The following is a 13,364-nucleotide window of genomic DNA, read 5'->3' on the forward strand; positions in this document are numbered from 1 at the left end:
GGGCGACCGGAACAGGCGTTCGATTATCGCCGAAAAGGCCACCCGCGAACGAGCGCTGTTGCGCGAAGAGAATCGCGCGCGGTGTGTCGAGTCGATAAGTACTCACCACGCAACCGGAATGACCCGCATCACCCCGGCGCGTAGCGAACCTAACCCCGCTTACTGCGCGGCGACAGCCAGATGCTTGCGCTTCGCGAGATCCTGCGCCATCGCGTAGTGCTGCTGGATCGTCGGCAATGCCTTCTTCGCCGCATCCTTCAACTGCTCGTCGCGACCCGATGCGATTTCAGCCTGGAATGCGGACAGCGCTTTCTGTTCGCCGGCGAGCGCGACCTGCTCGATATAGGTCTTGTCGAAGTCCGCGCCACGCAGATTGTTGATGCTCGCGAGCACGGCCGCGTCGGGGTCGTTCTTCGGCACGTCGACACCACGCTGGCTGGCCGCGCGCAATGCGTCGGTGATCTTCGCGTCGTCGTTCGACACGCGTTCGGCAAACGCCTTCAGGTCGCGATCGGTGGAACGTGCGCTCGCGATACGCGCGGCATCGCGCTGCGTCGCGACCGCCTGGGTGCCGGCGGCGATGAAGGTCTGATCGGCCGCATGCAGACGAACCGGATCGGTGGAAGCAGCGGGAGCGGCAGTTTGCGCGCTGGCCACCGAAGCGACCGTTAGCAGTCCGCAAACGCTTGCGGCGGCGGCGATTCTGGCGAGGGGGACGGAAGACAGGCGGATCATACGTTCTCCTTGAGGTGGCAGCGAAACGAAGGACACGTGTGCGCCGCAAATAAAGCGCTGCGCGAAAGCTTGCAAGTGAATTGCAGGCGAGATTGCAGGCGGCTTGCGAATGAAACCGGGGCGCCACGCTTTTATCGCTGCCGATTCTAGAAGCGACCTGTCGCGGCAGGTGAAACGCTGCTGTCGCTTCTGTAACCTTAGGTAACCTTCATAGGAAAGCGCTGCATTTGCAGGCTTTGCTGTGCATGCGTGCAAACCATGAGTGCCGCGCGAAATCGCTGCCAGACGCTGAATTTTTCGCTAGCGCCGCCGATAACCCGGAGACAAGCCACGCGCCAGGGCGAATGAATGACCTGCATGGCGCACCCACGCACCGACACGCGATAAGCATCGCACCCCTGGAGAACGATTCCGATGGCAGACAACACCGAGCGCAGCAACCTCACGAGCTCCAACAAGTTCGAATTGCTGCTATACCGCCTCGGCTGCGTGCCCGGCAGCGACGCGCATGAGCTGTACGGGATCAACGTGTTCAAGGTGCGCGAAATCTCGACGATGCCGCCGGTCACGCCGATCGCCGGTTCATCGCCATTCGTGATGGGCGCAGTCGACATTCGCGGCCAGATCATTCCGGTGATCGATCTGCCGCGCCTGATGGGTTGCGAACCCACGCGCGGCCTGAACATCCTGCTCGTCACCGAGTTCGCGCGTTCGACCCAGGCCTTCGCGGTCGAGGAAGTCGACGACATCGTGCGGCTCGAATGGAATCAGGTGCTGTCGGCCGATGGCTCGGCGGGCGGCAAGCTCGTCACCAGCATCGCGCGCATCGACGGCAATACCGGCGACTCGCGGCTCGCGCAGGTGATCGACGTCGAGCAGGTGTTGCGCGACGTGTTTCCGTCGCAGCATCCGAGCGTCGATCCGGCCTCGGTCGGCGAAGCGCTCGGCATCCGTCGCGGCGCGAAGATTCTCGCCGCCGACGACTCCGGCTTCGCGCGCAAGCTGATCGAGCAGGCGCTGACCGCGATCGGCGCGGACTTCATCATGACGAAGACCGGCGAGGAAGCGTGGACCACGCTGCAACAGGTCGCGCGCGACGCGCAGCAGAACGGCACGCGCGCGAAGGACAGCATCGCGCTGGTGCTCACCGATCTGGAGATGCCGGAGATGGACGGCTTCATGCTGACGCGTCAGATCAAGGCCGACGAACGCACGCGCGATATTCCGGTGATCATCCATTCGTCGCTGACGGGCGCGGCGAACGAGGCGCACGTGAAGAACGCGGGCGCGAACGGTTATGTCGCGAAGTTCGCGGCGGCCGAGTTGGCCAATGCGATCCGCAGTGCGCTGGGTGTCGCGCAGGTTAAGGCGGCGACTGCGTAGTTCGGCGAGCGCGGCGGCGTAGGTCAGCCGCCGCCCATCACTCGCGCCGCCCCACCCCTCAACGATGCGCGGCCAGTTCGATCGAAAAGTCCATCCGACCAATCTCGACGCCCATCGTATTGAGCCGCTTCGGCGCATGAAAACCGTCGAGCGTCGCGCGTTGTTCCGGCGTGCCCAGATCGAGCAACGCGAGCAGTTCGGCGGTCACCGCGTAGAGCGCGGCGAGGTTGCCGTCCTCGATTTTCAGCGCGATACCGAGTGCGCCCTTCGCGCCGAGCCGCGCGGTCTGCGTCGATGCGCGCACGCCGATCGCATAGCTGCCGTCCGCGCCGACCTTGCCGACCAGCGCGCCGTCGAACGCCTGCATCAGCAGCGTGCAGAAACGCCCTTCTCCGCCGACCAGTTCCGGATGCGACGTCATCGCGCGATAGATGCGCGCGAGCGCCGCCGTGCGCGTCGTCAGTGCCGATGCTTGCGCGTCCGCTTCGTCCTGTGCCGCCGCAAGCTTCGCGAACAGACGCGCAAGCCGATCGAGCGGAAAAGCCGGCGTCGGCAGATTGCAGCCGTCGATCGCCCATTGCACGCCGTCGTCGGGTAGATCGCACACGCTGGCGACCGTCTGCTTCACGCGCACCTGCAATGGATGCTCGGGCAGCTCATAACCGGCCAACGCCGCGCCGAGCGAACGCGCGCCGGCCAGCATGCCCGCGTGCTTGCCCGAGCAGTTGCTGCAGACGGCGGTCGGCGTAAAGCCGCGCCGGATCCAGTCGACGTACACCGCATCGGACAATGGCGGATGACCGCCGCAACGCATATCCGCCTCGCTTGCCTGCGCTTTCGCGAGCATGCCGCGCGTGCGTTCGATATGGCGCGGCTCGCTGCTGTGCGACGCGCACATCAACGCGAGATCGGCATCGTCGAAACCATAGCGTTCGAGCGCGCCGGTTTCCAGCACCGCAAGCGCCTGCGCCGGCTTTGCGGCCGAGCGTGCGAGCGTCATGCGCGCGGGGTCGCCGAACGAATACAGCAAACGGCCATCCGCATCGACGACCGCGACATGCGCGAGATGCGTGTTCTCGATCGAATCGCCGCGATAGATCGTCGCCGCGATCGGCGCGGCGAGCGCGCCGGGGCGTGCGCTGTGATGCAGCTCGGGCTGGCTCATCAGAGTTCTCCTTGTCGTCGCGATGGATGGGTCGCGACCGTGTTGTGTGGGTGGCGATCGTGATGCTGGCAGTCGGGCGATTTTACGTGCGTAGCCGGCCTTGCTTCACGCTTTGCCGTGCTTTACGTCGTGCTTTGTGCCCTGCTTCATGCACGCTCTCCGCTCACGCAGTGACAAGCGCATCGCCGACGTGCTCCGCGAGGTAGTCGATCAACACACGCACCTTCGGCGGCAAGAAACGGTTCGGCGGATAAAGCAGCCACACCGAGCCCACGTAAGCGCGCATGTCGAGCTGCCAGTCCGGCAGCACCTCGATCAACTCGCCGTCACGCAGCGCGGCAGCAGCCGCGAACTCGGGCACGCAGGCGATGCCGAAGCCCTGCTGCGCCGCTTCGAGCCGCGCGCCCGCATGGTTGGCGACGTAGCGGCCCTTCACGTCGACGCTCTGCGTTTCGGTGCCGCGCCGCATCCGCCAGCGGTGATCGTCGGCGGTTTCGCCAAGGTAGATGCACGCGTGCTCGCGCAGATCGCGCGGCTGCGCGGGCGTGCCGCGCGAGCGCAGATAAGCCGGCGACGCCGCCAGCAGCCAGCGCACCGTGCCGAGCCGGCGCCCCGCGAGGCCCGGCGGCGGATGTTCGGTCAGGCGGATCACCAGATCGACATCGGTCGCGAGCGGGTCGACGTCGTGATCGGTGAAGAGGATCTGCAGGTCGACTTCGTCGTACGCGCGCAGAAAACCCGGCGCCAGCGGATGAATCACGGCGCGCGCGAACTGCGTCGGCGCACTCACGCTGACCTTGCCTTGCGGCTTGCCGGACAGTTGCCCGGCGGCATCGACGGCGCCCGACGCCGCGCTCAGCATGTCGCGACACAGCCGCGCGACCTGTGCGCCCGATTCGGTGACTCGCACGCTGCGCGTCGAGCGTTCGAGCAGGCGTGTTGCGAGCGCGTCTTCGAGCCGCCTGATCTGCCGACTGACGGTGGACGGCGTGCTACCCAGCTGCCGCGCGGCCACCGAAAAATTGCCGGCATCGACGACGCGCGCAAACACGGCCATGTCGGGTAACAACGCAAAAAGTTCGCTCGGGGTCATCGTCGTGGGCTCGCGGTAACGCGCACAAACGGCAGGCTGGTCGCGCATTCATGCATGCGTTCATGCATACGCGTATTTGTGCGTTGGCAACATAAAGGCTGTGCACGGCGGCCCGATTATCTTCTCATACGCAAAACCCGACAATAGGTGCCTCCTCCCCCTCCCACGCCCTGCCCCACCAAAGGTGCCGCCATGTCGAAACACGAACGTCTGCTGTTGCTATCCGATCTGATGCTGCTCGGCGTCGCGGCCGTGTGGGGCACCACGTACGGCGTCGTCAAGAGCGCGCTCGTGTTCTATCCGGTGCTCGGCCTGCTCGCGCTGCGCTTCGGTCTCACGTTCGCGCTTCTCGCGCCCAGCCTGCGCTCGCTACGCGGCACGAATGCCCGCACGCTGCGCGGCGTACTGGGCGTCGGCCTGCTGCTGCTCGCCACGTTGCTGAGCGAAACCTTCGGCATCCTGATGACCCGCGCGGCGAATGCCGCGTTTCTGATCAGCGTGTGCGTGGTGCTGACGCCGCTCGTCGAATGGGGGCTGTTGCGGCGTGCGCCGAGCCGTATCGAATGGATTGCGGTGCTGCTGTCGCTGTTCGGCGCATGGCTGCTCGCCGGCGACGGCGCGTTGAGCCTCAATCCCGGCGACGCGCTGATCCTGCTGGCCGCGCTGCTGCGTGCGTTGACGGTCTGCGTGACCAAGCGCGTGATGCGCGATTCGACGGTGCCGCCGTTGACGGTGACCGCGGTTCAATCGGGTGTCGTCGCGCTGGGCAGCGCGGCCGCGGCGTGGCTGTTCGCGCCGCGACAGTGGCAGGCGTTGCCGTCCTGGCATGACCATCCGGCGTTCTGGGCTTACGTCGCGTATCTGGTCATCGCGTGCACGCTGTTCGCGTTCTTCGCGCAGAACTTCGCGATCAAACGCAGCAGTCCGACGCGCGTGTCGCTGTTGATGGGTAGCGAGCCGGCGTTCGGCGCACTGTTCGCGTGCCTGTGGTTGGGCGAGCGGATTTCGTTGACCGCGTGGGTCGGGGGCGGGTTGATCGTCGCGGCGTCGATACTCGCGACGGTGCGCTGGACCGCGTGGCGAGCGGTGGTCGCGCGAGTGCAGGCTTGACGGGCGACGGTTCTCGTCTGCGGCACGGCGCGGATCGCGCGGGGATACGCCGCGCCGTTATCGCACCCCGCGCGTCCAATACGCGCATACGCTACAGCAATCAGGCGCTCGCCAGTTCCTCGTCGCGCTCGAGCTTGCGGGTGTGGCGCAACTCCGGGAACAGCCGCATCCACAGCAGCGCGATCGCGATCGTCGCGACGCCGCCGACCAGCACCGCCGGCTGCGCGCCCCACCATCCCGCGGTCAGCCCCGATTCGAATTCGCCCAATTGATTCGAAGTCCCGATGAATAGCGAATTGACCGCGTTGACGCGGCCAAGCATTTCATCGGGCGTACGAAGCTGGACGAGCGACAGCCGTACCACCACGCTGATCGTGTCTGATGCGCCCAGCACCATCAGCGCGATCAGCGAGACGATGAACTGATGCGACAGCCCGAACACGACCGTCGCGATGCCGAACGCGATCACGCCGCCGAACATCGCCGCGCCGGGCCGGTTGCGCAGCGGGAAATGCGCGAGCCAGATAGTGCCCGCGAGCGCGCCGATCGCGGTGCCCGAGCGCAACAGCCCGAGGCCGATCGGCCCCGCGTGCAACACGTCGCGCGCGAAAATCGGCAGCAGCGCGGTCGCGCCGCCGAACAACACCGCGAACAGATCGAGCGACAACGCGCCGAGAATCACCGGCTCGCGGCGAATGAACGCGATGCCCGAGAAGATCGATTCGAGCGTGACGGGCACGCGGCTCGCCGGCTTCATCTGCAGCGGAATACTCCACACGGATATCGCCGCGGCCGCAAACGACAGCGTGCACGCCAGATACGCGGCGCCCGGCCCAATGCCGTAGAGCAGACCGCCGAGCGCGGGGCCCGCGATCTGCGCGGTCTGATTCGCGGAAGTGGCCCACGCGGTCGCCTTCGGCAACTGACCGCGCGGCACCACGGCCGGCAGCAGCGACGACACCGCGGGCGATTCGAACGCGCGCGACGCGCCGACACAGGCGGCCAGCACATAGATCACCGGCGCGGTGATCCAGCCGCCGAAGGTGCCGATCGCGAACAGCAGCGCGGCAATGCTTTCGAGACTCTGACAGATCGCGGCGATGCGGCGTCGATCGTAACGATCGGCAACATGACCGACGACGAGCGTCAGCAGAAACATCGGCAGAAACTGGGCGAGACCGACCAGACCGAGTGCGAACGCGCTGTGCGTGAGCGCGTACACATGCCAGCCCATCGCGACCGCGAGCATCTGGAACGACAGCGACGACAGGATGCGGGTGCACCAGAAACGCTGGAACGGCGGGTGTTTCGGCAGGCTGAAGTTGGGAGAATCGGCGGGATCGGCGGCTGGGGGCATCGGTGTCTTGCTCGTGTCTTGCTCGTTACGTGACGTAGCGCGCGGGCGGCGTGGGTTGGGCGCGCTAGTTTAGAGCAAGATCGGGGCGGCTGCTGAAGGTGGTCCGATAGCGAAACGGGCCGATTGCGGTGTGCTTTCAGGTCACTTACATTGCACGGCCCGCGCCTGCTTTCGCGAGTCGTTCATCGCGTGCGCCGACTCGCAACACGTCGCACGCGCAGGCGTGCAGCGGCAACCTGCACGCCTGCGCAATCTCCGTCTCTACGCCGCCTTCGCTTTACAACGCCTCGAGCTGAAACGAGCGCACCACCGAGCGCAGCGTCTGCGCCTGCAGCTTCAACGCCCCGGCCGCCTGCGCGCCCTCCTGCACGAACGCGGCGTTCTGCTGGGTCACGCGATCCATCACCGTGACCGCCGCGTTCACCTGATCGATGCCCGAACTCTGCTCGCGCGTCGCGTCGGCAATCGAATCGACGAGCTCCACCACACGTTTGACCGAGCCCAGCAGATCGACGATCGTCTCGCCCGCGGAGCGCACCGCGATGCCGCTCTGGTCGACCTCGGCCGTCATCTCCTTGATCAGCACGTCGATTTCCTTCGCGGCGATCGAGCTGCGCTCGGCGAGCGCCCTGACCTCCTGCGCGACCACCGCGAAGCCGCGTCCCTGATTGCCGGCGCGCGCCGCCTCCACCGCCGCGTTCAGCGCCAGCAGATTGGTCTGGAACGAGATGCCCTCGATCACCGACGTAATCTCGCGCACGCGCGCCGAACGCTGCGCGAGCGCGCTCATGCGCTCGGCGGCATCGCGCGCGGCGCGGTCGCCGTCGCCGGCTTTGGACGATGCGATGCCCGCGAGATTGCGTGCCTCGACCGCATGCCCGGCATTCGCTTTGACCATCGACGCCAACTGCTCCATGCTCGCCGAGGTCTGCTGGATGCTTGCCGCGTGCTCTTCGGTGCGGCTCGCGAGCGTGCCGTTGCCGGTGGCGATGCCGGCGCTCGCTTCGGCGATCGTCTCGGTCGAATCGCGAATCTCGCCGATGATCGACGCGAGCCGGTCGCGCATCGTCTTCATCGCGCACAGCACGCTATCGGTGTCGCCGGGCGCGAGCGGCACCTCGACCGACAACTCGCCGGCCGCGACGCGATGCGCCACTTGCGCAGCGACGTGCGGCTCGCCGCCGAGTTCGCGAAACAGATTGCGCGCCATCGACACGCACAGCAACGCGACCACCAGCACCCCACCCGCGATAAAGCCGACCACCAGCCATTCGACCATGCGTCCGCTGCGGCGCGCGTGCTCGTATTCGGATTGCGCAACCGCGAGTTCCAGTTTGCGTAGCGCCGCGCCCTGGGTTCTGACCGCACGCGACATCGGCTCGATGGTCTGCGTCTGCACCCATTGCGCTTCGGACAGATTGTTCGCGCCGAGCAGCTGGATCGCCGGACGCAGCCCCTTGTCGCGCAGCGTGTGCCAGTTCGCCGTGAATTCATCGGCGCGCTTGCGTTCATCAGCCTGCACGCTGCCGGCGAGATACTGGTCGATGAGCCGGTCGGCCTGCTCGATGCGCGCGGACGTGCCCGCGCTCACCGCCTGGGTTTTCTGTGCCGACGGATCGAGAATCGCGTCGCTCACGGAGAAGCTGGCTTCGGCGACCAGCTCGTTGATCGTCGAGATCGCCTGCAGCGCTTTGGCGCGCCCTTCGAACATCTGCTGAAGAGCGTCGATCGAGGTTGAAACGCCGACGAGGCCTGCCGCGCCGATGCCGAGAGCAACGACGGCGACCGCGCCGGTCAGGATGAAAAGACGGGCTTTGATGGTGAGTTTGCGCATTGCGGGCCTACGAGAAAGTACGCCGCTGCGCACGGAACAGCGCAACGGCGTTGCCATGCGGGCAACTCGCCTGATTACGGCCGCTGGTGGGCGTTATTAAGTGAATTTTTCATGAACTGACGCACCACCAGCGAGCATCGCTGCGCGTCAGTTGTCCGGATTGCCCGACGTGAAGCTCGTGAACGCGTTGTACGACGGATTCAGCGCGGTGCCGTTGAGCATGATGCCGTACGTGTCGTTGCCGCTATCGAGCACGTAGTACATCACCGACTGGATGTTGTGGGTCTTGCGATTCTGATAGAACTCGCCGAGCTTCGTCGTGATGTAGTTCCCGCGATAAGTCTCGGTCTGCTCCGGCCCGGTGTTCCATTCGCTGACGATGAACGGCACACCGTAGCGGGCCTTGCAGTAGGTCGGTAGATCGAAGCCGGGACCTGCACCGTCGGTGCCGATATCGAACGCGTCGCCGTACACCTCGTAGTTGTGCCACGTCGTGATGTCCCAGCGCACGGTCGGATAGCCGCCGCTGCCGTCCGGCTGCATGCCGTCCCACAGCGCATCCGACGCGCCGACGTCGGCCACGCAGAAGTTGATCCCGCATTTGGCGTTCGACTGCACCGACTTCACGCCGTCGATCATCCCGCGCATCACGCCGCGCATCACCGGCCAGTTGCTGTTGTTGAAGTCGGACGCCTTGGTACCCGCGTAAGTGAAGTTGTTCACCGTCGCATTCTGTCGCGTCAACTCGTTGCCGCATTCGTAGATGGTCACGCCATAGGGCTTCAGCGCATTGGCAATCGTCTGCGCCACCGAATAGCCCTGGCTATAAGCAGCCGATTCGCCATTCAGCAGATTGCCGCTGGCATCGTAGACGCCCTGATTGATCAGCACGACCAGCGTCATCCCCGCCGACTGGAAAGACTGTGCGAGGCCGATCACCGCATTGATCTGCGTTGAATCCGTCGTGCAGCCCACGCGATAGCTCGTGCAGCCCATCCCCTTCAGGATCGATACGATCTGCTGCGGCGTGTACGTGTAGTCGAAGTGGCCGTTCATGCCGTAGAACATGCCCGCAGGCGCCGCGATCGCAATGCGCGGATCGCTGCAAGGCAGCCACTGGTTGGCGACGTCCGCATTCACGTAGAACTGGCCACCCGTGCCGCAATGCCAGATCTTGCCGCCGTACCACAGCACGAGCGACACGTTGTACGTGTTGCCAACCGTCGCGCCGTTGCGGTAGATCACGCCATTGGAAAGCGTCCAGATCGCGCCGGCCTTGTCGATGATGTACGGCGACGTGGGCAGCGAAGTGCCATCAGCAGAGGTGCCACCCAGACGCGGATCGTTGCACGATACCCAGCCCGAGCCTGTCCATCCGTAGAACTGGCCGCCCGTTCCTTCGTGGTAGATGGTGCCGCTATAAAACAGAATGAGCGAGACGTTGTAGGTATCGCCGGCCTTCGCGCCGTTACGGTAGACCGAGCCTCCGGAGAGCGTCCACACGTCGCCGTTGTTGTCGGTAATCGACGAAGCCGGCGGGATCGCCGTGCCGCTCGATGAAGCCGATTTCGCGCGTGCCGTGGCCTTATTCGTGGCATTCGAAGCGTTAGACGCATCGGAATTGCCGCTACCGCCGTCCGAACCGCCTCCACCACACGCGCTCAAAAGAGCGCTTGTGCCGAGTGCCGTCAGGCAGCCAATAAATTGACGTCGCTTTACCATACAGAATGATTTCCAATGTCGGGAAAATTCCCGATAAAAAGACTGAGTTTGTATTCGCTGAGATTCGGACGGACAGTGCCGAAGGACTGAATGCGATTGATCGCAGTCCTTATCAAGCAACCGTCCTGCAGTGCTTCTGAACGCACGTCTTATGTCCGATTGAACCGGTGCCCACGAAATACGTGCTTTCGCGGTGGTTCAGATTGACAGGGTCGACACGTACGGCGCGGGGTCAAACCTCCCGCGAACCTTTTACCGATCGCAGCCCACGCATTACCTTGCCGGGAAATTTTTCCCGAAAATGCCACAACCGGCGTAAATCGTACCCTGAAGACCCGGTACAGCCCAGCAGAAATCACACTTTATTACCTAAAAAGGTAAAGTATTTCTAATATTTGTTGTGCTGACAAAGATTCGCGCTTTATGAAGTGGATCAGAGGGCGGATAGACGCGGGCATTATGAATTCGACCCTCTATAGCGCGCCGAGGCCAACGAAACCAGGCAGCGGATGAAGGTGGCATCGCGCCTTTTCGGTCGATCTATTGCGACGACATCAGCGAAAACGGCAATGCAAGAACAGATAGCCGCGCAGAGCGATTTGAGTCGATTAATGACAACCCACTCTGAAGATAAAAGCGACACCGCTGATCGCTTCGCTAATTTCTTTAATATTCGCGCTGATGGAAAATTGAAAGGCGGTGTAATGCCTCTGCGAATTCGATCAATGGCTCGGCGAATTGCGATTGTCGAAGGACCGCTGCCGTTCGCTGTTTTGGCGTAGCGTGCATTGCCAAGCCGTACGCTCAGAACACCCCGCTAAACGGATCGCCTCCCATCCGATAGTTCCGGTTCGTCTGCTCCGCGTTGCGATTCACCAGCGGTCTCGCGTAAAGCGGATGACGCAGGCTGCGCACTTCATGTTCGAGCGTGAAGCAACGCGCGCCGCTTACCGGATCGACAAGATCGGCGAAGCGATATTGATGCGCTTCCTCGCCGTACGTCAGCCCGCGCGCCGCAAGCCGCGCATACGGTCCGGAAAAGTCGGCCACGTAAATCTGGATGTGATGTCCGTCGTATGGCTGGCTTGCGGTGAACGTTTCCGCGTAGATCAGTTGCTGATGCGTGCCGACCGCGACCACGGCCTGCAGCGAACCATCGCGCTCGCGAAGCTCGACGTGCGCCTCCAACATCTCGCGGTAGAACGCCGCGATCGATGCCGCGCAACCGCTGGGCACATCGAGCTGAACATACGCGATGCCAAGGTCGATGCCTGACCATGGATCGGCCGCCGCGACAGTCGCGCGATCGAGGCAGTCGTAGCGATTGCCCCATGGACAGATCACCTCGATGCGATCTTCCCGCTCGGTCCAACCGAAGCTGCTTTGCGCGAGCAATGGCCGCACCGCGCGCAACCGTTCGAGCAGCGACGCGCGTTCGCCGACCCGCAACCCGACATGTCCGCGCAGATGCTGCGCGTCGCCATGCGGCAAATGAATCTGCGAACGGCCGACGTTGATCCACATGTTGGTCACGCCCGTCATCAGATAGGGATCGCGCGTGAGTCCGAGCCCGCTCACGTAAAACGCCGTCGCGAGACGCTGGTCCGGTATCGTGAGATTGACATGCTCGAGCAGCACGAGGTTGCCGGTGTCCTCGCGTGCGTAGTCGAAATGATCCATCTGCGTGCCTTTGAAGAATTGGCGCGATGCGCGGAACGTTTGGCCGTTGCGCCGCGTTTATGAGATCTTGCCTGCCTTACCCTTCTCAGGCAATTGGATGGGCTGGATGTCGGTAGAAGGAGCGCGTCGCGCCGGTCGGGCTCTCGCGCTGGGGAGAACCGGGACTGACTATCGTCGACGAGTCGCGGCTGGCCGGGCGATAGCGATGACACCGCGTGGCCGCCCGCCGAGGGCCTACGACCCTCATTACACGCCCCCTGCCACAGAGGTGTAGCGCACGGCGCGAAGTTTGCTATAATTCGGCCCCTCAGCGGAGAGATGGATGAGTGGTTTAAGTCGCACGCCTGGAAAGCGTGTATAGGTTAATAGCCTATCGGGGGTTCGAATCCCCCTCTCTCCGCCAGAAAAAATAATGGAAACCCCGTAAATTCAGTGATTTACGGGGTTTTTGTTTTTCTGGCCCATCAATTAGCCCTTCAGCGGGCAAAAAGTCGCTGCCGTCAGGTCCGCCAGCCTTCACTAGCATCCGTCTCATGTTTGCCGCATGTAGTGGGGCCGACAATGGCCGAGCCGAAAAACCCTCCATTCGCCATCATCGCAGCGGCGCGGCTTGCCAGATTCATATCGAATCGTGAGGACGTAACCAGGCTGGCGAAACATACCGACGATTCGCACAGTGAAATCGCGACGGAGCTACAGGCCGCTGGTCCTGAGGATCCGAACAGGGGCGTTTGAACCGGACTGTTTTGAGTCCAAGACGCAAAACCCTGACCGGAGCGGATGATTGCCCGAGCGGTTCATCAGAGCATCGCGGGAAAGGAGTAGCCCTGCCCCAACTCGCTACGTAAGCCGCTTTATACGCCGCGAACGGCGAAGGATCGTGCATATGGCCGCCCAGCGGTTTGCATCGAACTGACAACGACGACATTCCATTCGCCAACCTGTTTGAAAACCGCCACGATGAAGTGGAAGAAACCGGGAGCCTCCAGGCGATGCGCCGCCTTAAAAAGCAAGTCGAAGTGACATTGTGCGAAATCGCATCCGCGAGATAAGAGGTGGCCTCACCCGTTCGGACAGACTTCTGAGATTTTTAAGTGGAACGTCCGGGGCAGTCATGCTGCCAATTTGATCGCAGGCAGCGTCGCGAAGTATGCCTCATCCGGCGTGCGCTCTTCCAGACTCGAATGAGGTCGTCTCTGGTTGTACAGACTGATGTAATCGCCGATTGAGCGCCGGGCGTGGCTGACCGATTCATAGGCTTTCAGATACACCTCTTCATATTTCA

11 protein-coding genes and 1 tRNA gene are annotated in these 13,364 nt (G+C 63.5%); 4 read left to right on the top strand and 8 right to left on the bottom strand.

Translation table 11 applies throughout. The features are described from left to right. Nucleotides 1-159 precede the first annotated feature (159 nt). Nucleotides 160-735, bottom strand: coding sequence for a DUF4142 domain-containing protein (locus HHL14_RS29040; RefSeq protein WP_169501045.1), 576 nt, complete (start codon nt 733-735; stop codon nt 160-162). A 414-nt stretch (nt 736-1,149) separates the two neighbouring features. Between HHL14_RS29040 and HHL14_RS29045 the strand changes: the two genes are divergently transcribed. Beyond that, nucleotides 1,150-2,118, top strand: a complete 969-nt coding sequence (locus HHL14_RS29045; RefSeq protein ID WP_169501046.1) for a chemotaxis protein CheV — start codon at nt 1,150-1,152, stop codon at nt 2,116-2,118. Nucleotides 2,119-2,176: 58 nt separating this feature from the next. Here the strand turns inward: HHL14_RS29045 and HHL14_RS29050 are convergent, their stop codons facing one another. Together HHL14_RS29050 and HHL14_RS29055 are read right to left on the bottom strand one after the other, a co-directional pair. Continuing rightward, nucleotides 2,177-3,283, bottom strand: a complete 1,107-nt coding sequence (locus HHL14_RS29050; RefSeq protein WP_169501047.1) for an asparaginase — start codon at nt 3,281-3,283, stop codon at nt 2,177-2,179. A 163-nt stretch (nt 3,284-3,446) separates the two neighbouring features. Further along, on the bottom strand, nt 3,447-4,376 hold the full coding sequence (locus HHL14_RS29055; RefSeq protein WP_169501048.1) for a LysR family transcriptional regulator: 930 nt from the start codon (nt 4,374-4,376) through the stop codon (nt 3,447-3,449). A gap of 192 nt (nt 4,377-4,568) precedes the next feature. Between HHL14_RS29055 and HHL14_RS29060 the strand changes: the two genes are divergently transcribed. Further along, complete coding sequence (locus HHL14_RS29060; protein ID WP_169501049.1) at nt 4,569-5,486, top strand: DMT family transporter; 918 nt, start codon at nt 4,569-4,571, stop codon at nt 5,484-5,486. Between the two features lie 100 nt (nt 5,487-5,586). On the opposite strand, the gene HHL14_RS29065 is transcribed toward HHL14_RS29060, so the two are convergent. The 3 genes from HHL14_RS29065 to HHL14_RS29075 form a co-directional block, all read right to left on the bottom strand. After that, nucleotides 5,587-6,843, bottom strand: coding sequence for an MFS transporter (locus tag HHL14_RS29065; protein WP_169501050.1), 1,257 nt, complete (start codon nt 6,841-6,843; stop codon nt 5,587-5,589). Between the two features lie 277 nt (nt 6,844-7,120). Then, nucleotides 7,121-8,677 carry a methyl-accepting chemotaxis protein gene (locus HHL14_RS29070; protein ID WP_169501051.1) on the bottom strand — a complete coding sequence of 519 codons (1,557 nt, stop codon included), beginning with the start codon at nt 8,675-8,677 and terminating at the stop codon, nt 7,121-7,123. A gap of 147 nt (nt 8,678-8,824) precedes the next feature. After that, nucleotides 8,825-10,399, bottom strand: a complete 1,575-nt coding sequence (locus HHL14_RS29075) for a hypothetical protein (RefSeq protein ID WP_169501052.1) — start codon at nt 10,397-10,399, stop codon at nt 8,825-8,827. 569 nt (nt 10,400-10,968) lie between these two features. Between HHL14_RS29075 and HHL14_RS29080 the strand changes: the two genes are divergently transcribed. Beyond that, complete coding sequence (locus HHL14_RS29080; protein WP_169501053.1) at nt 10,969-11,181, top strand: hypothetical protein; 213 nt, start codon at nt 10,969-10,971, stop codon at nt 11,179-11,181. Between the two features lie 22 nt (nt 11,182-11,203). Here HHL14_RS29080 and HHL14_RS29085 read toward each other — a convergent pair whose 3' ends face one another. Further along, nucleotides 11,204-12,079, bottom strand: a complete 876-nt coding sequence (locus HHL14_RS29085) for a VOC family protein (protein ID WP_169501054.1) — start codon at nt 12,077-12,079, stop codon at nt 11,204-11,206. A 312-nt stretch (nt 12,080-12,391) separates the two neighbouring features. Between HHL14_RS29085 and HHL14_RS29090 the strand changes: the two genes are divergently transcribed. After that, nucleotides 12,392-12,482: transfer RNA gene (locus HHL14_RS29090), tRNA-Ser, on the top strand. A 709-nt stretch (nt 12,483-13,191) separates the two neighbouring features. Here the strand turns inward: HHL14_RS29090 and HHL14_RS29095 are convergent. Beyond that, a partial coding sequence (locus HHL14_RS29095; protein ID WP_169501055.1) for an integrase core domain-containing protein occupies nt 13,192-13,364 on the bottom strand: 173 nt, incomplete at its 5' end.

This window comes from Paraburkholderia antibiotica, assembly GCF_012927125.1.
In the GTDB taxonomy this organism is placed as follows: domain Bacteria; phylum Pseudomonadota; class Gammaproteobacteria; order Burkholderiales; family Burkholderiaceae; genus Paraburkholderia; species Paraburkholderia antibiotica.